Origin of the sequence: Tenacibaculum agarivorans (assembly GCF_001936575.1) — a bacterium.
GTDB classification, from domain to species: Bacteria; Bacteroidota; Bacteroidia; order Flavobacteriales; family Flavobacteriaceae; genus Polaribacter; species Polaribacter agarivorans.
On sequence record NZ_MSMP01000006.1, the window covers coordinates 1 to 22,844 of the forward strand.

17 protein-coding genes are annotated in these 22,844 nt (G+C 32.4%); 12 read left to right on the plus strand and 5 right to left on the minus strand.

The genetic code is table 11. From position 1 onward, the window contains the following. The 6 genes from BVC87_RS23355 to BVC87_RS05820 all read left to right on the plus strand — a co-directional run. A partial coding sequence (locus tag BVC87_RS23355) for a hypothetical protein (protein ID WP_159439324.1) occupies positions 1-237 on the plus strand: 237 nt, incomplete at its 5' end. A gap of 137 nt (positions 238-374) precedes the next feature. Beyond that, positions 375-761 carry a hypothetical protein gene (locus BVC87_RS05800; RefSeq protein WP_075341417.1) on the plus strand — a complete coding sequence of 129 codons (387 nt, stop codon included), beginning with the start codon at positions 375-377 and terminating at the stop codon, positions 759-761. A gap of 35 nt (positions 762-796) precedes the next feature. Then, positions 797-1,174: a hypothetical protein gene (locus BVC87_RS05805; RefSeq protein WP_075341418.1), complete on the plus strand. Its 378-nt coding sequence runs from the start codon at positions 797-799 to the stop codon at positions 1,172-1,174. Positions 1,175-1,217: 43 nt separating this feature from the next. Beyond that, entirely contained in the window at positions 1,218-1,598 is a 381-nt protein-coding gene (locus BVC87_RS05810) for a hypothetical protein (protein ID WP_143569724.1), read from the plus strand. Positions 1,599-1,911: 313 nt separating this feature from the next. Further along, positions 1,912-5,292, plus strand: a complete 3,381-nt coding sequence (mfd, locus tag BVC87_RS05815) for a transcription-repair coupling factor (protein WP_075341420.1) — start codon at positions 1,912-1,914, stop codon at positions 5,290-5,292. 48 nt (positions 5,293-5,340) lie between these two features. Continuing rightward, a complete protein-coding gene (locus tag BVC87_RS05820) occupies positions 5,341-6,687 on the plus strand; it encodes a TlpA family protein disulfide reductase (protein WP_075341421.1) in 1,347 nt (448 codons plus the stop codon). A 240-nt stretch (positions 6,688-6,927) separates the two neighbouring features. Here BVC87_RS05820 and BVC87_RS05825 read toward each other — a convergent pair whose 3' ends face one another. The 3 genes from BVC87_RS05825 to BVC87_RS05835 all read right to left on the minus strand — a co-directional run bounded on the left by BVC87_RS05825 (position 6,928) and on the right by BVC87_RS05835 (position 14,722). After that, positions 6,928-9,876 (minus strand): Ig-like domain-containing protein, encoded by a 2,949-nt coding sequence (locus tag BVC87_RS05825; protein WP_075341422.1) that lies wholly within the window; start codon positions 9,874-9,876, stop codon positions 6,928-6,930. 127 nt (positions 9,877-10,003) lie between these two features. Continuing rightward, a complete protein-coding gene (locus BVC87_RS05830) occupies positions 10,004-11,611 on the minus strand; it encodes a carbohydrate-binding protein (RefSeq protein WP_075341423.1) in 1,608 nt (535 codons plus the stop codon). Positions 11,612-11,623: 12 nt separating this feature from the next. After that, positions 11,624-14,722, minus strand: coding sequence for an Ig-like domain-containing protein (locus BVC87_RS05835; protein ID WP_075341424.1), 3,099 nt, complete (start codon positions 14,720-14,722; stop codon positions 11,624-11,626). Positions 14,723-15,372: 650 nt separating this feature from the next. On the opposite strand from BVC87_RS05835, the gene BVC87_RS05840 reads away from it, so the two are divergent. From BVC87_RS05840 to BVC87_RS05850, 3 genes are all read left to right on the plus strand, one after another. Further along, positions 15,373-16,227, plus strand: a complete 855-nt coding sequence (locus BVC87_RS05840; RefSeq protein ID WP_075341425.1) for a DMT family transporter — start codon at positions 15,373-15,375, stop codon at positions 16,225-16,227. 68 nt (positions 16,228-16,295) lie between these two features. Continuing rightward, positions 16,296-17,195 (plus strand): hypothetical protein, encoded by a 900-nt coding sequence (locus BVC87_RS05845; RefSeq protein WP_075341426.1) that lies wholly within the window; start codon positions 16,296-16,298, stop codon positions 17,193-17,195. Between the two features lie 152 nt (positions 17,196-17,347). After that, positions 17,348-18,061 (plus strand): DUF6503 family protein, encoded by a 714-nt coding sequence (locus BVC87_RS05850; RefSeq protein ID WP_143569725.1) that lies wholly within the window; start codon positions 17,348-17,350, stop codon positions 18,059-18,061. Positions 18,062-18,069: 8 nt separating this feature from the next. On the opposite strand, the gene BVC87_RS05855 is transcribed toward BVC87_RS05850, so the two are convergent. Together BVC87_RS05855 and dprA are read right to left on the minus strand one after the other, a co-directional pair. After that, positions 18,070-19,131, minus strand: a complete 1,062-nt coding sequence (locus BVC87_RS05855) for a hypothetical protein (RefSeq protein WP_075341428.1) — start codon at positions 19,129-19,131, stop codon at positions 18,070-18,072. A 35-nt stretch (positions 19,132-19,166) separates the two neighbouring features. Then, positions 19,167-20,264 (minus strand): DNA-processing protein DprA, encoded by a 1,098-nt coding sequence (dprA, locus tag BVC87_RS05860; protein ID WP_200799166.1) that lies wholly within the window; start codon positions 20,262-20,264, stop codon positions 19,167-19,169. Between the two features lie 99 nt (positions 20,265-20,363). Here dprA and BVC87_RS05865 point away from each other — a divergent pair, with 99 nt between their 5' ends. The 3 genes from BVC87_RS05865 (at position 20,364) to BVC87_RS23165 (ending at position 22,795) form a co-directional block, all read left to right on the plus strand. Beyond that, positions 20,364-21,281 (plus strand): HU domain-containing protein, encoded by a 918-nt coding sequence (locus BVC87_RS05865; protein WP_075341429.1) that lies wholly within the window; start codon positions 20,364-20,366, stop codon positions 21,279-21,281. A gap of 61 nt (positions 21,282-21,342) precedes the next feature. Continuing rightward, positions 21,343-21,855, plus strand: a complete 513-nt coding sequence (locus tag BVC87_RS05870) for an acyl-CoA thioesterase (RefSeq protein ID WP_075341430.1) — start codon at positions 21,343-21,345, stop codon at positions 21,853-21,855. Between the two features lie 313 nt (positions 21,856-22,168). Continuing rightward, a complete protein-coding gene (locus tag BVC87_RS23165; protein WP_075341431.1) occupies positions 22,169-22,795 on the plus strand; it encodes a helix-hairpin-helix domain-containing protein in 627 nt (208 codons plus the stop codon). Positions 22,796-22,844 lie beyond the last annotated feature (49 nt).

Consider the following 22,844-nt stretch of genomic DNA (forward strand, 5'->3'; position numbering starts at 1 on the left):
TTAAAGCTTGTGAATGAGTATGGAGAAGCTAGTATGATGCTAAAAATGAATACTATATATAATATTGAGGATTATGTTGGTGAAGAGTATATAGCCAATACCCAGGAGGGTGAAACTAAGTCATGCACTTTTGAAGATGATCCATTAATCATTACATGGGATAAGGATGATTATGCTTTTAGTGTTCATATGGATTATGAAAATAATACCTCATTTTTCATTTTTGAAATGAAGTAAATATCTGATAAGATAAAAAGTAATTTGGGACATATTGAGGAACAAAGAATCTTATCGAATCGTAATGTTTTTTAATTCTTTTAAAGATAGAATAGAAATACAATTTGTTAGTCAATGATTACACCGACAGAAAAAAAATGAAATATTTGCAAGGCTTTATACTTTTACTATTGTTTGCTTCGGGCTGTGCTACAAATAAAGACTTAAAAACTTCAGATAAATATACATTTGAACGCTTTAAATCTAAAAGTGGATTTTCAAGCTTAATTATAAAAACATATGACTTTGAATATGAAAATGATTTACCTGGAGGGATTATTTGTGTTAATAAAGTTTATCATGATGTTTTAGGAAAAGGTAATACAATGATACCTCTGGAAGTTAAAGTAAAGCCCAACAATAATTTTAATGTAGGAATATCTTATTTAGCAAAAAAGAAAATAGAAATTCCAACTTTTTTCATAAAAGAAGGAGATTCAATAGTTATTAAAGCGTATTTAAAAGACGAGCCTATAATTGATTGAGTCTAAGAAAAAGATAATTAAAAGGTTTAATAAAAGTGGAGCAACAGGGACTAAATGTTAGTACGTTTATTTTTTTATTTATTATTACAATTTTTGTTAGTTGTAATTCTACTAGAAAAATAGGGAAAGAGCACAATTATTCAATAGAAAAACATAAATCTTCTAGAAGGTCAATTACTATAAATGCATTTGATAGTGAAGTTCCTAATGATGTTTTACCAAAATGTTTGATTATTATAAATAAATTATATTTTGGAGACACTAATTTTTTTAGACCAGCTATTGGTAAACATTCTATAGAAGTAAGTCATATAGGTAAAGAAAGTATTAGTATTAAAGATATAATGGTAAGACAGAATGATTCAATTATTATTAATACTTATTTGAAAGATAGTAGAATACCTATAGAATAGTTTTTCTATTAAAAATAAAAAAGTGGTACAAAAAGCGTTTCATGTGATTAGTATTAGTCTCATTTTAATCTTTATTAGTTGTGCAGCTAGTAAAGAAATTACATCTAATAGAAACTATACTTTTGATAAACATAAATCTAAAAATGGATATTCAACTTTAATTTTAAAGGCATACGACTATGAATATGAAAACCAACTAGGCCCAAGAGTATATATAAATGATTTATATTTTGATTTTAGTTTTGATTCAGAAAGTAAAATTATTAAACCTTTCGATGTTTCTGTAGAACAGGAAGGAAAGTATACTATAAGATTTTCCTATCTAGGAAGACTTCCTGTAAAGATTCCAGATTTTTTCATAAAAAAAGGTGATTCAATTGTTATCAGTGCTTATTTAAAAGAAGACCCTACGCCACTACATTAAAAAAATAAAATGTGAGAAAGGTTTATCAATCTCATAAAAGATTATGTATCCAAATGAACAAATTAATTGAAAATCAGTACTTACTTTTCTTATTTTCAATTAATTTTTCCATTAAATGTGTTATATGCAATTTTAAAGAAAGACTAGTGATCACTGAAAAGCTTTTCGAGCCCCACAAAAAACAGATTCCTTCGTTACTTTCTTCACTAAAGTTCAGAAACCTCCTCGGAATGACGCCTTAAAACTCTAGACTTTGGACTTTCATCTTTAGACTTTCCACACAACTCCGTATCTTTGCCCAAAATTTTTACCGTTGAGTAAGCAAACCATTGTAAACTACTACCAGAATGCTACAAAGGTGGCTGAGGTACAACAAGCGTTACAACAAGACAAACACCATTTTCACATCTCGAATTTGGTCGGATCTTCGTTGTCTTTTGTCATTTCCGAAACTTTTAAAAATGGCGATAAACCCTACCTGTTTATCTGTAACGATAAAGAAGAAGCGGCCTATTATCTAAACGATTTAGAACAATTACTAGGTGAGAAAAACGTATTGTTTTATCCCGGTTCGTATCGTCGTCCATATCAAATAGAAGAAACTGATAATGCCAATGTATTACTACGTTCGGAAGTGTTGAATAGAATCAATTCGCGTAAAAAACCCGCGATTATTGTTACCTATCCCACTGCCCTATTTGAAAAAGTAGTCACTAAAAAAGAACTCGAAAAGAATACGCTTAAAGTCAATCAAGGTGAAAATTTATCCTTAGACTTTATCAATGAAGTCTTATTCGAATACAATTTTAATCGTGTTGACTTTGTTACCGAACCTGGGGAATTTTCTGTGCGTGGTGGAATTGTAGATGTTTTTTCGTTCTCAAATGATGAACCCTATCGAATCGAGTTTTTTGGCGATGAGGTTGACAGCATTCGAACTTTTGATGTAGAAACTCAGCTTTCCAAAGAAAAACTAAACAAGGTGAGCATAATGCCTAATGTTGAAAATAAGGCATTACAAGAATCTCGAGAGAGCTTTTTAAAATATATCGCTTCAAAAACGGTGTTGTTGGTGAAAAACCAAGAATTACTCAAAGGAAATCTGGATAAATTTTATCGTAGAGCGGAGGTAGAATTCGAAAAACTATCCGAAGATATCAAACACGCCAAACCTTCGGAATTGTTCTGTAATGGAGAGTTGATTACAAGTCAACTGAATGATTTTACTGTCGCTTTCCTAGGAAAACGTAATGTTAAAGATGTCACCTTGAGCGCCAGTCGAAAGGTTGTTTCAGCATCTCATCAAGGTATTGACATTTCATTTAGTGTCCGCTCCCAGCCTTCCTTCAATAAACAATTCGATTTATTAATAGAAGACTTAAACGTACACCATAGCAAAGGTTACTCCAACTATATTTTCTGTGCCAATGAGAAACAAGCACAACGTTTTCATGATATTTTTGATGATGCCGATGAAGAAGTACATTATGAAACTGTAGTATTCCCCATCTACCAAGGATTTATAGATGAAGATCTTCAACTAGTTTGTTATACCGATCATCAAATTTTCGAACGTTATCATAAATTCCGATTGAAGAATGGCTACGCCAAAAAACAATCCATTACACTCAAGGAATTAACCAATCTAGAAAAAGGTGATTACGTTACCCATATCGACCACGGAGTTGGAAAATTTGCAGGATTACAAAAAATAGATGTAGAAGGAAAGAAACAAGAAGCAATTAAGCTGATTTATGGCGATCGTGATATTTTGTATGTGAGTATTCACTCGCTACACAAAATTTCTAAGTTCAATGGAAAAGACGGAAAACCGCCAAAAATTTTCAAGCTAGGTTCTAACGCTTGGAAAAAAATCAAGCAAAAAACGAAAACACGAGTTAAGGAAATTGCCTTCAATTTAATTCAACTTTATGCCAAAAGAAAGCTGGAAAAAGGACACGCTTTTGGTCCAGATACCCATATGCAACATGAGTTAGAAGCAAGTTTCTTGTTTGAAGATACTCCAGATCAATTTAGCGCTACACAAGATGTAAAGGCAGATATGGAAAAAGATCAGCCAATGGATCGTCTAGTTTGTGGAGATGTAGGTTTTGGAAAAACAGAAGTTGCCATTCGTGCAGCATTTAAGGCAGTAGATAATGGAAAACAAGTTGCTGTGTTAGTACCCACTACAATTTTAGCGTTTCAGCACTTTAAAACGTTCTCAGAGCGTTTAAAACAATTTCCTGTACAAATAGACTACCTGAATCGTTTTAGGACCGCAAAACAGCGAAAAGGAGTTTTAGAAGGTCTTACGGATGGATCTGTAGATATTGTAATAGGAACACATCAGCTTACCAACAAAAACGTCCAATTTAAAGATTTAGGGTTGTTAATTATTGATGAAGAACAAAAATTTGGTGTAGCTGCAAAAGACAAGTTAAAAACCATTAAAGAAAATGTAGATACGCTTACGCTAACCGCAACGCCAATTCCACGTACGTTACAGTTTAGCTTAATGGCAGCGCGTGATTTATCTGTGATTAAAACACCGCCGCCAAACCGTCATCCGGTAGAAACCAATGTTGTTCGTCTTTCAGAAGAAACCATGCGAGATGCAATTTCCTATGAAATCTCACGCGGAGGTCAAGTCTTCTTCATTCACAATCGTATTGAAAATATTAAAGAAGTGGCAGGAATGTTACAGCGTTTGGTACCCTCTGCAAAAATTGGAATTGGACACGGACAAATGGAAGGAAAAAAGTTAGAAGAACTGATGCTAGCTTTTATGAACGGTGAATTTGATGTGTTGGTGTCGACTACAATTATTGAAAGTGGATTAGACGTACCAAATGCGAATACTATTTTTATCAACAATGCTAACAATTTCGGGTTATCAGATTTACATCAAATGCGTGGACGTGTGGGTAGATCGAATAAAAAAGCATTTTGTTATTTCATTACGCCGCCATATCATATGATGACAGAAGAAGCGCGCAAACGTATTCAAGCTTTAGAAATGTTCTCTGAATTGGGAAGTGGCCTGAGTATTGCAATGAAAGATTTGGAAATCAGAGGGGCAGGAGATTTATTAGGAGGTGAACAAAGTGGATTTATTAATGATATTGGTTTTGATACCTATCAGAAAATCCTAAAAGAAGCCATAGAAGAATTGAAGGAAAATGAGTTTAAAGACTTGTATCCTGTTGATGAAAATAGTGGTCCGAAAGAGTATGTAAAAGAGGTACAAATTGATACCGATTTCGAAATTCTTTTTCCTGATGATTACGTGAATGCAACGACAGAACGTTACAATTTGTACAAGGAGTTAGGAGAGTTAAATTCAGAAGAAGAATTACAAGTATTTGAGCAAAATATTGTAGATCGTTTTGGAGAATACCCAACACAAGTACAAGATTTATTAGATAGTGTACGCATAAAATGGCTAGCTAAATCGTTAGGATTAGAGAAAATCATTTTAAAGCAAAAACGCATGATTGGATATTTTGTATCTGATCAACAAAGTGATTTTTATCAAACGGAAGCATTTACCAAAATGTTGAAGTACGTACAGCACAATTCAAAGAGTTGTGTAATGAAAGAAAAGCAAACAAAAAGCGGGTTACGTTTATTAATCACATTTATTAAAATAGATACGGTTCAAAAAGCGTTACAAGTTTTAGAAAAAATATAGTTTTACATTTAAATAAGTTAAATTAGCCGAAGCGCTAACTGATGGAATATGAAAAGATTAATTACTTGTTTTTTAGTAATAAGTGCGAGCGTAGTTTTTGGTCAGAAAATTACGTTTAATATTGAGAATGATTCTATAGGAAGTAAATTTTCACTTCGTACATTATCAAATAAAGTATTACACGATGTTGAACTAAAAGAGTTCAATTTTGATTTACCTGATACCAATCTTGAAGAAGGATATTATCTCTTGAAAAAAGGAGAAAACGAAGCCTTACTATACATTCGACCTGAAGATGAATTAACCATTAATTTTGATGCGCAACAATTTCATAATTCCTTAGTTTTTACAGGTGGAGGAGCTGATATCAATACCTATTTAGCCAATAGAAACAAGGTGTTTTTAGATGAAGATGGTGAGCAACGTGACTTTTACAAGGAGAATTTTTACGAGGGAAATGAGCAAGCTTACTTAAGAAAAATTGATGGACATTACAAAGAATTATATGGTGTTTTATTTTCAGGAACTTTAGAAGATGAAGACTTTGTAAACGAAGAAATGAAGAATTTACAGTATGGATATTCTTTAGACTTATTAAAGTATGAATATGCAAAAGAACACTATAAAATTAACGATAGTATTCGTCCTTCAAAATCGTTTTTAGAGCCGTTAAGTCGTGTTCATTTCGATAATGAGCAGTTGTTTAATAAATACTATGAATACACCAAATTAAGTATCTTAAAATGGCGAAACGATATCGAAAATGCAGATAACTTTGGGTATAAACAAGATATCATCAGCTCTATTCGAACAGAATCTATGAAAGAAGGAGTGTTAGAAAGCTTATACCAGCTGATGTCTAGAGACACGCCAGAATTGACTAAAGAATATTTTGACTTAATAAAAGCGAATTCAATAAGCAACGAGTTTATTGCTAGGGCTAAAAATAAATACAATAGAATTCGTTTTGTAGATGCAGAAAAAAACATCTCGAAATTTAAATTCATTAACGATAATGGAGAAGGTGTGAAATTATCAGATTACAAAGACAACTACATTTTTATGAATGTTTGGGCATCATGGTGTAAACCTTGTGTTAAAGATTTTAAAGAGGTAGAAAAATTGAACGATGAGTATCACGACAAGAATATTTTATTCATCAATGTTTCTGTAGATAAAAAAGAAAATTTCGAACAATGGGCAGCGATTGCGAAAGAGCATAAAGAAGCAGTGCAGTTATTATACCAAGGCTCTAAGGTAAAATTCGTTAACACCTATGATATTTCTGCTATTCCGACAGGTGTTTTACTCACAGCCGAAGGTAAAGTTATTGATAATACACTGAAAGTGAAATCTAAAAAAACAAGGAAGTTTCTGGATAGTTTATTTGAGTAAACTTACTTTCTTGTGAAAAGAATATAATTTAAAAACAACAGTAGCACTACACTACTGTTGTTTTGTTTTAAGGAGTATTATTTTAATGTGAATCTTGGTTAAGAAACCTTTGTCAGTTCGAGTGATTTTGCGGAATGATAATGAGGTAAAATTGTATCGAGAACACAATTTTTACTCGATAGCTCTACTCCAATTAATTTCACTCGAAGTGAAACCATTATCCTTAAAACGAGATTCACGTTATTTTATAATAATTTGCTTTACAAAGTCTTTTGTAGCAATAAAATAGATTCCAGCACTTAATGATTGTAAGTGTAAACTCACTTTATGTCCTTGAACTGGAATATCTATTTCTTTAACTGTTATGCCTAATGCATTAACAATTTTAAATGACTGTTTTCCATTATCTAATCCTAAAACAGTAAAGACTCCGTCTGATGGATTAGGATATACAACTACCTCTAATTTTTGTATTGGGTTTTCATCTTTTATGATAGCACTTCTGGATACTACAGTTTGGACTTTTTGTAAGGTGAATTTATCTAAATTCCAAGTCCAAATTTGTGGCGCTGCAGTTAGTCTTATGGTATGATTTCCTGAGGTAAAATCAACAGTTTGTGAAGCTGTTAAAGGTTGATAATCATCCCAAGAACCGTTGTTAGGCACATTGGTAGTATTAAAGACAGTACTTGGAGAGCCAAAAGCAATGGTTGTTCCTGTATTAGGAGAAGAAATATAGTAGACGATTTCATACGTTCCATCTTCAGGAATAGTAACTGAGTAATCAGCATAATCACCATTATTCACATAGTTAATAGTTGTAGCAGTTCTGTTGACACCAAGTCCGGGTCCTCCAGCAAAAGCATCATTAAAAGTACCTCCAGTTGTGGTAAAGTTTTCTGCTTGAATAGTAATCAATTGTCCAGGATCTGTTGTGGTAGTTTGATTAAAGGTTAAACTACCTAAGTTGAAAGCGCCTCCATCCATAAAAACACGCATTACTTGCTGACCAGCAGCTAGTGAGACATTTGATATCGTTTGAGCAACAAACGTTCCCCAATCTCCAGTAGAGTTAACGGATTGTACTCCTGTTTTGTCTACACCATCAAATTCAACATGAAATGCGCCGTTATTTCCTGTTGAAGCAACTTGAACATTAAGGTCGTAATTTCCGGAAGTAGCAACATTTACAGTATATTCTAACCACTCACCTGCTGCAATCCAGCCTATATTACCAGTACTAATTCTATTTTCTGTATCTACATCAGTATTTTGTCGAGCGCCAGATCCATTATTTCCAGTAGTGGTATCATTATAGGCAATACCTTGCCCTCCGTTGTCAAAATCAACCGCATTAATTACTCCAGGTATAGTATGATTTTTAAATGGTGTTTGTTCATTTGGAGTGGTACTATTAACAGTTATAGTAGCTGTATCCGTTAGATTACTTCCATCAGCAGTAGTTGCTGTGATTATAACATTACCAGAGGCTATCGCTGTTACTACACCTGATGCTGTAACTGTTGCAAGGCTAGTATTATTAGAAGACCATGTAACAGTTTTGTTTGTGGTATTACTAGGAACTATGGTAGCTGTTAAATTAGTAGTTTGTCCTATTTCTAACGTTGTATTTGCAGGTGTTACAGTAATTCCAGTAGCGATAACATCAGTTGTATCATCAGGATCTTCCCCATCTCCTCCAGTAACAGTTATAATACTAGTATCCGTATTATCTCCACTTAATGTTTTTCCAGTGATGGTAGCCGTACCATCATCTATAGCTGTTACTAAACCCGTAGTACTGACAGTAGCTACATTGATATCAGATGACGACCAGGTAACTGCTTTATTGGTAGCGTTAAAAGGAATAACAGATGCTGTTAATTGTGTAGTTTCACCAGCGTTTAATGTAAGATTTGGAGGTAAAACACTAACTCCTGTGGTTGGAATGTTTTGTGGAGTATCATCTACAGGTTCCCCAGAAATATTAACCACAATGCCATCAGTAAAACCACCATCAAATGTTTTTACCTGTATTACAATGTTACCTGCCTTAACTCCTTTGATGAGACCCTGACCATTTACAGTAAGAAAAGCAGTATTAGCAGAAGACCATGTCACAATTTTTTTAGTTGCATTAGCAGGTGAAATAACAGCATCAAGTTGGAATGTTTCCCCAGGACGTATACTTACATTTCTAGGGGTAATAGCAACATCTGTAACTGGTATATTTCCTCCTGTTGGAACAGCATCATAAACTCGTATCCAATCAACTTGAAATAAATTTTTACCATTAGCGTCATCTAATTCTTCATCAGTAGGATAAATATTTAAATCACTTAACCAAGATTGCTGTTCCATATTGATAATAATATGTTGAGGTTTACTTAAGCCTGTTCCACCTGTATAGCCATATTTATCAAGAGCATCAAAGTCAGTAGTGTGTTCTGATAAATTTCCATCTGGATCTATAAAACTATGTTCATTTTTTTTAATAGTTCTTACTTTTACCCCATTAATATAATACTCCGCATGGTGAGGATTTACCCAATAAACTCCTATAGTAAAGTATTCACCTCGCCATGATTCTCTATCATTCTCATAATACCATGTACCAAAAACTTCTTCTTCATCTCTTGGTTGATAATCTGTAAAAGGATTTCTAATGAATGTATGATGGCTTAAATGTATACGTTGATCAAACCACTCTCTGCCTGTTTGACTATTTGGATACGATTCTAACATGTCTAACTCTTCAGTTTCATCTTCACTAATCATCCAAATATTATTTGCAAGCATACAATTTGCTTGTTTTACTCTAGCTTCCATATACATAGGATAGGTCATTTGTGCTTTTGAAGAAATACATCCAGTGTATATAATTGAAAACTGTTGATCTAAAGCAGCATGTATATTTAAATTTCCATTAGTAACCCATGAATGATCTCTATTAAAAGCCGTATTTGATGGTCCAGAAAAAGAGTTTATATATAAATTATTCCACCTTTTAGTAAATTCAGGATGTTGATTAGCATTGGTAGATTCATAATTAAAACTATCTGAAACAGGATTTAACTCCCAAACCATCCCTGAAGGAGGATTAGCAGGAATATTTATACCGCTCCAGTCTTGGGCAATTAAATTCAGGCTTACTAAAAGCCAAAAAAAGGATATGAAATATGTTTTCATTAGTATTGATTTTGTTTGTTTTTTCGATTGAAAAAGGAAAGGAATACGTTCCTCTTTTCTTTTAGAAGGTTGATTAAAATTGTGACCTCGTTGTAATGAGATCACAATTTTTTAAGCATAACTTCGGTTATTTTTTAATGAGAAGTTTTAAGATTTTCTGATTTGAATCAGAAGAGATATTGATAAAATACATTCCAGAAGCTAATCCATCTACTGCAATAGTATTGTTATTAGCACTAATATTTCCCGATAATACAGAAGCCCCATTACTATTTACCAGTTGGTATTTGTAATCAGCACTCTTGCTTAAACCTAAAATGGTGAAAACACGACTAGATGGATTTGGATATCCGATTATTCTCAAATCTTTTATCGTAGTTTTCTCTTTCTTAACCATATTTCTAAAAGCTATGTTTTGTACCTTTTTTAAGGTAAACTTATCTAAGTTCCAAGTCCAAGTTTGAGGAGCAGCTTTCAGTCGAATAGTATTAATACCAGCATTAAGATTTACTGTACTTGAAGCCGCCAAAGGCTGATAATTATCCCATGAACCGTTGTTAGGCACAGTAGTAACATTGAATACAGTATTTGGTGTTCCAAAAGAAATAGTAGTTCCAGTATTTGGAGAAGAAATATAATAGACAATTTCATACGTTCCATTTTCAGGAACAGTAACCGTATAATCTGCATAATCACCATTATTCACATAATTAATAATAGTTGCTGCTCTATTAACTCCAAAACCAGGGCCACCAGCAAAAGTATCATTAAAAGTACCTCCAGTTGCAGTAAAGTCTTCTGCTTGGATGGTAATGAATTGCCCAGGATTAGTATTGGTATCATCAACAGGTTTATAAATACGCATCCAGTCTACCCAAAAAATGTTACTTCCATTTTGTAGCTCCGCATCTGTAGGACCAGTTCTCCAAGTTGTTTGATTCTCAGCGTCAATAATAATATCCATTTCTTTATTTAAACCCGTTCGAGTATCATTGTTTACATCACCTGGATTTACTGCATTGGTGTAAAATAAAGGATCAATCATATCCTTTCCTGAAACAGTACGTACTAGTTTTCCATCAATGTAGTATTCTAAATGCCAAGGATCTCTCCAATAACATCCGTATCTATGATATTCATTTCGCCATGGTACAGGACTATAGTGCCAAGATCCAGCATCTTTAGGTTGATAGTCTTGAAAAGGGTTTCTTATGAATACGTGGTGACTTAAATGCATTCTATGATTAAACCATTCTTGACCAGCTCCACCACCATAGCCTTCCATGGCATCAATTTCTTGAGTATCGTCAGGACTCAATAACCAAAAGGCATTTGCTAAAGTTTGGTTCATAATTTTAGCACTAACTTCAAAGTATACAGGGTATTTTATTCGTTTTTTATTGGTGATGATACCGCAGTATACTTGATTAGAGCCTGGAACTCTAACTGCTTGTATAGCTAATTTATCTCCATTAGACCATGCTTGTGCAGAATTAAAAAGAGTTTCACCGGGTCCGGTCCAATTGTTATGATATCTTGGATACCATTTATCTGTAAAAGCTGTAGGTCTATTTCCTTCAGACATTGTATAATTAAAATCATCTGAAATATCAGGTTGAAGTTCCCAAGTTTTTCCTGATCCAGGATTTGCGGGTACTGGAAATGCACTCCATTCTTGTTGCGCAATTGTAGGTAAAGCGCATAGTACAAATAGTATAAAAACTTTAAAATTCATGATTATATTCGCTTATTTTATAATAATTTGTTTTACAAAGTCTTTTGTAGCAATAAAATAGATTCCAGCACTTAACGATTGTAAGTTTAAATTCGCTTTATGTCCTTGAACTGAAGTATCTATTTCTTTAACTGTTATGCCTAATGCATTAACAATTTTAAATGACTGTTTTCCATTATCTAATCCTAGAACAGTAAAGACTCCGTCTGATGGATTAGGATATACAACTACCTCTAATTTTTGAATTGGGTTTTCATCTTTTACAATAGTACTTCTGGATACTACAGTTTGGACTTTTTGTAAGGTGAACTTATCTAAATTCCAAGTCCAAGTTTGTGGCGCTGCAGTTAGTCTTATGGTATGATTTCCTGCAGTAAAATCAACAGTTTGTGAAGCTGTTAAAGGCTGATAATCATCCCAAGAACCGTTGTTAGGCACATTGGTAGTATTAAAGACAGTATTTGGAGATCCAAAAGCAATGGTTGTTCCCGTATTTGGAGAAGAAATATAGTAGACAATTTCATACGTTCCATCTTCAGGAATAGTAACTGAGTAATCAGCATAATCACCATTATTCACATAGTTAATAGTTGTAGCAGTTCTGTTGACACCAAGTCCAGGTCCTCCAGCAAAAGCATCATTAAAAGTACCACCAGTTGCAGTAAAATCTTCTGCTTGTATAGTAATAATTTCATTAGGGCCGTTATTACTATTTACGGTGATTGACGAATTAGCAGAGAAACTACCATCTTGAGTAGTTACCGTTATTGTTGTATTTCCCTGAGCAATACCAGTAACTACACCATTGGCGTCAACAGAGGCAACAGTTGGGTTACTAGAATTCCAACTTACGGTTTTATTTGTAGCATTAGATGGTGAAATCGTTTCATTTAGGTTTAGAGTTTGTCCTATGTTTAAGTTTCCACTTGTTGGGCTTAGGTCTATTCCTGTTACAGGAACTATAGGATCAGTATCTCCTCCATCTGTTCTTCCTGGCACAGTACTAAATTCCCATGTAGCTAAATTCACATAACATACCTCTCCTACATGTTTAAAATCAATAACAACAGTATTATTGGTTTGCAATAAATTAGCAGGGACAGGTATTTCTAAAGTACCAAACCATCTACTTCGCAATTGATTCCCTCCTCGCCAATCGATAGGTGTTTCCACTTCTGTACCATTAACAGTTAGCTTATTAATAGTTAAAAAACCACCCTCTTTATCATCATCATCATTAAAAAGATTAGCTGTAACTCTTAACATTGCTTCAGCTTGATTAGTATTTGGTGGGACTCTAACGCCATTGATTTGGAAAGTATTATCTCCAGCTTGAATAGGAACTCTCTGATTGGCGCTAAGGTTAGGTCCATAGAATTTTCTTTCGATAGAAGTTTCGTTAATTGTTACATTGTTAGCGTAGGTATACTTTACAACCATGGTACCGTCTGCAGCTAACTGCACATTACTAGGAGCTGAACTTCCTAAATTTGAAGTATCCAATTTAATATTTCGAACACCGGATAAATACAAATGTTTAGAAGATACATTTTGTAACCCAGGAGTATTTCCGAAGAAATTTAAATTGATACTTTTTGCAACAGGTTCAAGGTTATTTAAAATTAAATATGCATGATTTCCATCAATATAACAATCTACTTGAATATCAGGATCAGAAGATTTAGTATCTATACGAGTTCCTTTTACTTCAGACCATAATTCGAACCATTTAATATAATCGCTCCATTCCCAATTTCCATCCCTATCATCATCTCTTAACAATTTATACTGATAGAAATATTCTGGTATTCCGTCTCCATTTTCATCTGTATCACCCCATTGGGCTTTAGTAGGTGTAAAAGGCATAGACAATTCTATATAATCAGGTCTTTCTAAAAATTGCATTAACATAGAGCTAAATGGTTTCATAATTTCCCAATCATACCTGTTATCATGAGGTTTAAAATCCCAAGCATTATTAACCCCTCCATATTCCGATATAATTATAGGTTTACGAGTTCCAAATTTGTTAATATCATAAGTTTCTAACATGTCTAAAGTAGCTTCAACATGACTTCCAGCACGGGTAACACCACCGTTAGCGTCGTAAGATGGCCAATCATATAAATGAACAGAATAATAGTCCATATTAGCACCTGCGGCGTCAATAAATCCTTTCCATATGACTTCCCATTGAAACCAAGGAAAATTTTGTCCTAAGTAAGGAGATTCTACCTGACTTCTTGCATAAGCCTTCGCAATTTCATCTCCAGGTGTATTTCCATAAAAATTATTGACATAATCAGCGGTTTGGAATCTTGAAAATTGATCCGAATTGAATAAATCATGCGAGCCCCAAGTCATACCGCCTATTTTGGGTGCCCTGCTACCTAATTTTTGTTTTACGCCTTGCGCAACTAAATTGTGATATTCCCAGATATCTTCCCAAGAAGACATCATAAATTGACCAGTATTTAGTTTAAAATCAGGTTCATTTATTACTTCCCAATATTTAGGCATAGGTTGTCCTTGATCTCCAGGGCCTGTAGAGAAAAATTCATCCATATATTGAACTACCCATTCTGCAGAAGTTTCAATATCTTGAGAAATCCATGTTTGTCCATTAGCTCTTCCCCACTCTGAACCACTAGGATACCAGTAAGATAATGTAGGATATACAGGGTGTGGATTTGTACCCATGACCATACTTTGAATTTTGTCTTTGAATTGGACTCTGTTTTCAGAAATTAATCTGTCGTGATGCCATCCTTTCCAAAAATCTAACAGTACAGTTAAACTATCTGTATCATGTTTATTAGGTCTATCAGGATCTGCAGGAGAATAATTGAATAAAAAGGATGATAGACCATTGTCGCGTCCAAAGTAAACGTCTAAATCATCGACTAAATATTTTAATTTATCAAATTCTCCATCCCAATCTCCTTCATATAAATTAGAATGTGTAACAATGTGGCGGTCTCTACCAAAATCTGAAACGCCTCCTACAGAGTGTTTTATATTCACATTCACATCTACATTGACTTGCGAAAAGATTTGAGGAATAATTAAAATACTTAGAATAAAGAATAATAGGGTGTGTTTGTTTTTCATTTTTAATTCTTTTGGTTATTGTTTAAAATAGGGGTGTAAAAAGTCATCAAAGCGCTGGTGTGTTTACCAGCCTTTGTTTTCTCTAGTTCATTAGTTTCTATATAGATATATCAAAAAACCTAGGATAAGAAATACCTGTAAAGAAACACTGTTAGGGTAATGAACAGAGTAGGGATCAGCATAAAATTTACGTGTACGTCTAAGAAATTACCATCAAAAGTTATAGGATAATTATATGAGAAAAAATCATCTAGAAGATTTAGTTAATTCTCACTAAAAAAAAGATATAATACTTTTCTTGATAAAGACGTATGAAAATGAAATTGTTACTTTGTTATTTAAAAAGGAAAAGAAAATTTCACGGACTAAATGAGCAGGATAAAAATGAGGTTTTCATAATGTTTATTTGGTTTTTTTGGGTTTGTTTTGTTCTGTTGTAAATTAGGGGTTTTCTGGCGTTAGCCCGCTTTATTACTGAGTAAAAAAAATAGACATAAACTAGACAAAACACTATAATCGAGTTTTTTAAACTTACAAAAACAGGATTTTGAATATTAATTACAGAAGATTAATAAAAAAACTAGAGAAATATAAAAGTCATAATTTTTAGATTGTATAGTTTTAGAACTTTTTACAAAAGCAAGGAAATAATGGGTAACAATTACTTAAAAAACCTCTTAGGTTTACTATTAGCTACTTTTTTTATCAGTACTTCTGGAGTTCTAGGAAGGTATATAGCCATGCCTTCTGAAGTTATTATTTTTTTCAGAGCAGCTTTTGCTATGATAATTTTATTTGTGTTTTTGAAACTGAAGAAAGAACCATTATCCTTAAAATCAAAAGATCACTTTTTACCCTTTTTAGTAAGTGGTGTTTTTATGGGGGTTCATTGGGTGACGTATTTCTATGCACTCAAGCTTTCTAATGTAGCTATAGGAATGCTATCCTTATACACATTTCCTGTGCTAATTGCATTTTTAGAACCTTTTTTTCTGAAAGTGAAATTCGACCCTATTTATATAATTTTTGGAATTTTAGTTTTACTAGGTTTGTATATCCTATCCCCTGAATTTACTTTTGAGAGTACAACTACAATAGGTATTTTATTTGGTTTAGTATCAGCATTATGCTATGCGATTAGAATTTTAATTTTAAAACGTTATGTAAATCAATATAATGGTGTGGTTTTAATGTTTTATCAAACAGTCATCATTTCTATTTGCCTCTTCCCTACACTATTTTTTATGGATATTTCTGGAGTACAAAGTCAATTACCTTTTTTATTATTATTGGCTTTTTTAACCACAGCTATTGGCCATAGTTTAATGGTATATTCACTACAGTTTTTTTCTGCATCTACAACAAGTATTATCAGTAGTGTACAGCCTATTTTTGGAATTATTTTGGCATTTATTTTTTTACATGAAATGCCAACATGGAATACTTTTTTAGGAGGAAGCCTAATTTTAATTACAATTATTTTAGAAGTGTTCAGAAAAAAATAATACTTTTGAACTGCTTAGAAGAACTATGAATTACATATTTAATTAACCTATTATTAAAATCTAAATTCATGTTTAAAACTAAAGCACCTATCCCAGTGTTATGGCTATGCCTATGCTTTTCAATCTACACATTTTCTCAAACTCCAGTAAGTGGCTTTTATCCTAAAAAAAACAGTTTAACTGTGGCTACAAGTTTTACTTATAAAGGGTATGATAAATTTTATCGAGGAACAACATTAACGGAAACTACACCAGCCAATATGGGTGAAATCACCTCCTCTATTTTTGGTCTGTATTCAGAATATGGAATTAACAATTGGCTTTCAGCCTCTTTATCACTTCCATATATAGATATTCAAAATGCAAATAACACTCCAGATCCTGTACACCAAGAAAGCCAACAAAATGGTGTGCAAAACCTAGGTTTATATGTAAAAGCCAGAGTATTTAAAAAAGACTTCTCCAACGGTTCTAATATTACATTAGGAGGTGCTACAGGAATTGATTTTCCTACCAATCAATATGTTGGAAATGCTATTTTAACAATTGGAAATAGAGCAACTTCTTTTGACAATATGTTTATAGCTCAGTACACTACTAATTTTAATTTATTTACAGAGTTAGAAACTGGCTATAGTATTCGAACGAATAGTGATTTTGATATTCCAAATGCAGTATTATACAGTTTTAAATTAGGCTATTACAACGAATGGATTTATACTCACGCGAAGATTGGTGTACAAGATTCTGTTTCTGGCTACGATATAGGTACCCCAGAATTTGTTGCTAATGGTGGTCCTGCTGCACTATCGCAAACACAAGTAGATTATACAAATTTATATTTGGATGTTTATGCACCTATTTATAAGCAAAAGATAGGTGTAAGTGTTGGTTATGCGATGAATCTTGATGGAAGAAATTTTGGTAATGAAAGTGGATTTTCTGCTGGATTGATCTACAAAAATTAAAAAGAAAAGAGACTATTTAAAAAGGATTTATCTTTTAAATAGTCTCTTTTTTCATATTAAAACTTTGGAATATATAAACTTTAACTTCTGATTAACAAGTAGTATTGTTGATTTTCTTTTACTTGAAAACTCAAGTAAATCGTAAACAAACTATGAAATATATTCTATCAATTTTAATACTTTGTTTTTGGAATTGCACCACTAAAGAAAGTATTCCTACGGGAGCAGAGATATTAGAAAAAAGTATTAAAGTTCATGATCCTAAACATAAATGGAACGCGTCAAATTTTGCTATTCGTGTTCAAGAGCCTCGAATAGGAAATCCGGTGCGATATTCTATCATTAAAATGAATAATAAAGACAAGTCTTTTGAATTAAAAAGAAATCGAGACGAGTTTATTTCTAAGCATATAGTCACTAATGATACTGCAAAAACTTTTTTGAATGGAAAGATAGAAACAGATACTACTTTAATCAAAAAATACCGATTAGAACCTAGAAGAAATAAAAGGTATCAACGATTTTATCATGTATTATTGGGGTTACCGATGTCTTTACCAGCAGAAATAAGTGAAATAAACTCAGTAACTACAACTTTTTTTAATAAAGAAGATTGTTATAAAATTTCTGTAACCCTCAATGAACCCTTATTTTCAAAATACTGGAATATATTTTTCTCAAAAGAAAATGACAGAATTTTAGGAGTAGAAATGATTTTCCCTGAAACCCCTAACAAAGGAGAGCGCCTAGTTTTCGAGGAAAAATGCATTATAGATGAAATGATGTTACCAAGAATAAGGCATTGGAAAGAATTAGACGACACCTATTCTGGGAGTGATATTTTATTAGAAATTATAGAGAAATAGTGATCGTCTTAACGTGTGGTCATATCTTCATAATTTCTACGAACAAAATCTAAAGCATTTTCTAATACTTCTCCCATGTTTTTACTTCTTTTAAAAGAAATATCTTTAGTAAATTCATAGATCTGCATTTTTAGTTGTTCAATATTTTCGTCAGTAGAAACTTCATCATTTTTCATGCAAAACACCAGTTCATTAATTCTGTCTTCTGAAGATAAAATGCGTTTAGCAACTATAGATCGTTCCTCTAATTTGTATTGCTCAATAGAATTTTCTTGAAGCTTATCTCCTACTAGTTTTACCATTGGATAGTTCTCTTTAAAAAACTGTGGATAATACACTTTAAACTTTCCTTCAAAACATTGTTGATCAAAATCTATAGCTCTAATTTTATATACTACATGGTCAAAGTCGTGTGTAGGCACTATTACATAATTATAAGATCGCATATCCCCTAGCAAACGAATCATACAACGCTCATTGAATTTTACAAACTCTTTGGCAATTTGAGATTTTTCTGGTTCAGAACAATTCGGTAATATTTCTTTAATGAAAGTATCTCCAGGAATACCCGAAATGTGTTCTTCAATAAGAGTGTCTTTATACACTAAGAAGTTTAAGTTGTAAGGAGATAAAATATGTTCTAATTCTAAACCATATACACGTGAAGCATCTGTTTTTTTTACATAAAAATAAGTATAGTTATCATTTAAAATGTTTCTAACTTTTACACGAAATGGCTTTGAATTTCCAAACGTACAATAGTCGATAGCATCTACATTGAGAAATTTGATATTGTCTTCATTTCCATTAGAGTGCAAAATATTATATACTTTTTTCAGACTTAAGTCAATTTCTTGTCTATCATATTCAGAAAAGTACACACGGATCCATAATGTATCTTCATCATTTTTATCGTAGACAGTTACTGCACCTTGAAAACGGAGCAAGTCCTCATAAAAAATTGGGATCTTAATATTCCTACTATGTTCCGTTAGATAATCATTCAAAAAATGATTAATAGGAAAAGCAGGTTTTTTTTTAGACATTAATTTTTCTTGTGAGTGTTCCATGTAGGTGGGCGTTTTTTCAAAAATAATCTTTTAAACTATACCTCAAACATTTTTCCTGGTTTTGGTTTTACAACTCCTTTCAATTCCATTTGAATTAGAATTGAGGATAATTGATATACAGGCAAATCACAATCAATGGCAATAACATCTAATAATTGTTGTCCGTTGGCAAGTAAATAATCATATATTTTTTGTTCTTTTTCATCCAAATCTATGAAAAGAGCAGTTTGTTTTACCGTTTTTTTCTCTTCTATATCCCAATTCAGCATTTTTATAACATCATGAGCAGAGGTAAGCAAATGTGCTTGGTTGTTTTTAATTAAATTATTGCAACCTTTACTATAATAGTCTGTTACTTTACCTGGTAATGCAAACACATCTCTATGATAAGAGTTAGCAATATCGGCAGTGACCAGTGCTCCTCCTTTTTCAGCAGATTCAACAATAATAGTTGCTTTTGACATACCTGCTACTATCCTATTCCGTTTTAAAAAATTTTCTCGCATAGGTTTTTCGTTGTGCCAAAATTCAGAGATCAATCCGCCATTATTAAGCACATCAGCAACGTGTTTTTTATGCCGTTTAGGATACAATTGATCTAAACCATTGGCAAACACTCCAATGGTTTGCAAATTATTTTCTATAGCAGCTTTATGTGCGCAAATATCTACCCCATAGGCAAAACCACTAATAATAAGTGGATCATGTTCTGCAATTTCGGAAATAAATTGAGTACAGAAATCACGACCATAATTTGTCATGTTTCTTGTACCAACAATAGAAATTATTTTTTCAGTATTCCAATCTAACTTTCCATCATAAAAAATAAGAATAGGAGCATCAATACAATGTTGAAGCTTTTTAGGATAGTTTACATCTAAGAAATAAGAATATTGAACATTGTTTTTAAATATATATTCTAATTCTTTTTCAGCGTGTTTCAGATACAATGGATTTAGTAGTTCTTTAATAATCAAATCACCAACACCATCTAGTTTTTGAAGTGTAGATTTTTTCTCTTTAAAAATTTGAGAAGCAGTACCAAAATGTCTGATTAATTTTTTGGCAGTTATATCGCCAATTTTAGGTGTAGCCTGTAAACGAAGTACGGCTAATAATTCTTTTTCTAGCATAATTTTTTTCTTTCTTAAGATGAGCAATTTAAAGGATAAATCCTTTAGAGATGGTAAATATAGTTTTTTTAAACCAACAAAAAATGTAATTTTGTATTTATGATGTTAAGCAGCTACATAAAGGAATTATTATATAGATATGATTGTGTTATTGTGCCAAACTTTGGTGGTTTTGTAACTAACACTACACATACACAGTTGATAGACGGTACTTTTTATCCACCTAGCAAGCAAATTTCTTTTAATGCACAACTTACTCATAACGATGGTTTATTAGCTAATGAAATAGCTTCTGCTTTAAAAATTTCATTTGAAGAAGCGGTTCAACAAATAGTGAATACTGTTTCTGATTGGAAAGCAACATTAAATTCTGAAAGTATAGTACTTGAAGAAGTTGGTACATTAGCTTTAAATGAAGAAAAGCAGATTACTTTTGAACCTAAAACAAGCACTAATTTTTTAACAAGTTCTTTCGGGCTTTCTCCAGTTGCTTCATCAATTATTGAGAGAAACCAAGAAGTGATTGCACTTTATCCAGAACAAGAGGTTGAAAACGAATTAGTAACTTCAACTAAAGAAGTAGTTAAAAAACCATTTGCTTTCACAAAATATGCAGCAGCAGCGGCAGTTTTACTTGTTGGTGCTTTTGGTGTAAATCAATTTGTGAATCAAAATACTGCATTTAGTTCTGCTAATGAACAAAAATTAGTAGAAGAGAAGATACAAAAAGCGACATTCATAATTGATGACGAGTTACCTGCAATAAACTTAAATATTGCTAAAGAAACTCCTCAAGAAGTATTCATTATAGCTGGAGCTTTTCAATTGGAAAAAAATGCCAATAAGAAAATAGCAAAACTTAAGAAAAAAGGTTATGATGCTAAAGTTATTGGTAAAAATAAATGGGGCTTAACACAAGTATCTGTTGGAAGTTATTCATCTAAAGAAGAAGCACTAGAAGTTATTGATGCTGTTCGAGAAGACATTGGGACTGATGCTTGGATTTTAGTGAAATAATTATACTTCTCATTAAAACACCTTTGAAAGGGTTTGCCTATCTTTGCGGCAAATTTTTTAGATGGAAACAAAAACACCTAGAGAGTCGTTAACCGTACTTACAGACTTAGTTTTACCTGGAGAAACAAATTATTTAGATAATCTTTTTGGTGGTGAATTATTAGCAAGAATGGATAGAGCTTGTAGTATCGCTGCTAGACGTCATTCTAGAAGAATAGTGGTTACTGCATCTGTAAACCATGTCGCTTTCTCTAAGTCGGTTCCTGTAGGTAGTGTAGTTACCGTTGAGGCTAAAGTGTCTAGGGCGTTTACATCATCTATGGAAGTTTTTGTTGATGTTTGGATTGAAGATCGTCAATCTGGAGAACGTACTAAAGTAAACGAAGGTATTTATACATTTGTTGCTGTTGATGAAACAGGTAAGCCAGTGCCAATTCCTAAAATTCAACCAGAAACTGAATTAGAAAAGGAGCGTTATGACGGAGCACTTCGTAGAAAGCAATTAAGCTTAATTTTAGGAGGGAGAATGAAGCCTAAAGATGCAACAGAACTTAAAGCCTTGTTTTTGGATTAAAATCCTTTAAAAGGACTTTATTTTACTTTCTGATCAAAATTATTTAGATAATAAAACAATTATTTTGATGTTTTTAACTCAAATAACTTGGGAGATAAAATTTAAAAATTAGCAAAATATCTTGTTTTTTTTATCAATTTTTCGATCATATATATCGTATTTTGATAAGTGTATAAATTCACACTATTTCTTCTTTAAAATGATAGCTATAAACCTTGTAAATTAAGGAAAACCTTTTCGTTTTTATTTTAATAAACATTTGAAAATAAGAATTTTATATGTTAAGTTTAGGGTACAACTTTAACTCTAAAAAATGGCATTAGTAAAACAAACAGAAGGTAAAGGTTCTCATACCTTAGTAACATTTACGGTAGAAAATCACGCAGTATCTAATGAATCTGAAGTAGTATTATTAGGAGATTTTAATAATTGGGAAACTTCAGATAAAGCGTATCAATTGAAAAAGGATGGTGATGTGTATGTAACAAGCCTAAAACTTAAAAATGGAAAACGTTATGAATTTAGATATTTGAGCAAAGGAGAGGTATGGTTTAATGATAATGCAGCTGACGATTATGTTCCTTCACCATATTATGGTATAGACAATAGCGTAGTTGATTTAAGTACGGTTGTTGTTAAAAAGAAAGAAGTAAAGAAAACAACAAAAAAAACTGCTACCATAAAGAAGAAAGGAAATGATTTAAAAAAGATAGAAGGTATTGGTCCTAAAATAGCATCTGTTTTAGCAGAAAAAGGAATAGATACCTTTGAAAAACTTAGTGAAGCATCTGTAGATAAAATTGTAGAGATTTTGAAAGATGCTGGAACTCGTTTCTCGATGCACAAACCTAATTCTTGGCCAAAACAAGCTAAGTTAGCTTTTGAAGAGAAGTGGGATAAATTAAAGAAGCTTCAAGACACTCTTAAAGGAGGAAAATAGTAGTAATAAAAATATCAAAATGCTGTTTAAAAAGTGTCATTCTGAGCCT

Excerpts from the sequence above, each read along its gene's own strand:
- BVC87_RS05800 (WP_075341417.1), top strand. The coding sequence starts at position 375 with ATGAAATATTTGCAAGGCTTTATACTTTTACTATTGTTTGCTTCGGGC.
- BVC87_RS05820 (WP_075341421.1), top strand. The coding sequence starts at position 5,341 with ATGAAAAGATTAATTACTTGTTTTTTAGTAATAAGTGCGAGCGTAGTT.
- BVC87_RS05825 (WP_075341422.1), bottom strand. The coding sequence starts at position 9,876 with ATGAAAACATATTTCATATCCTTTTTTTGGCTTTTAGTAAGCCTGAAT.
- BVC87_RS05830 (WP_075341423.1), bottom strand. The coding sequence starts at position 11,611 with ATGAATTTTAAAGTTTTTATACTATTTGTACTATGCGCTTTACCTACA.
- BVC87_RS05835 (WP_075341424.1), bottom strand. The coding sequence starts at position 14,722 with ATGAAAAACAAACACACCCTATTATTCTTTATTCTAAGTATTTTAATT.
- BVC87_RS05840 (WP_075341425.1), top strand. The coding sequence starts at position 15,373 with ATGGGTAACAATTACTTAAAAAACCTCTTAGGTTTACTATTAGCTACT.
- BVC87_RS05845 (WP_075341426.1), top strand. The coding sequence starts at position 16,296 with ATGTTTAAAACTAAAGCACCTATCCCAGTGTTATGGCTATGCCTATGC.
- BVC87_RS05850 (WP_143569725.1), top strand. The coding sequence starts at position 17,348 with ATGAAATATATTCTATCAATTTTAATACTTTGTTTTTGGAATTGCACC.
- BVC87_RS05855 (WP_075341428.1), bottom strand. The coding sequence starts at position 19,131 with ATGGAACACTCACAAGAAAAATTAATGTCTAAAAAAAAACCTGCTTTT.
- dprA (WP_200799166.1), bottom strand. The coding sequence starts at position 20,264 with ATGCTAGAAAAAGAATTATTAGCCGTACTTCGTTTACAGGCTACACCT.
- BVC87_RS05865 (WP_075341429.1), top strand. The coding sequence starts at position 20,364 with ATGATGTTAAGCAGCTACATAAAGGAATTATTATATAGATATGATTGT.
- BVC87_RS05870 (WP_075341430.1), top strand. The coding sequence starts at position 21,343 with ATGGAAACAAAAACACCTAGAGAGTCGTTAACCGTACTTACAGACTTA.
- BVC87_RS23165 (WP_075341431.1), top strand. The coding sequence starts at position 22,169 with ATGGCATTAGTAAAACAAACAGAAGGTAAAGGTTCTCATACCTTAGTA.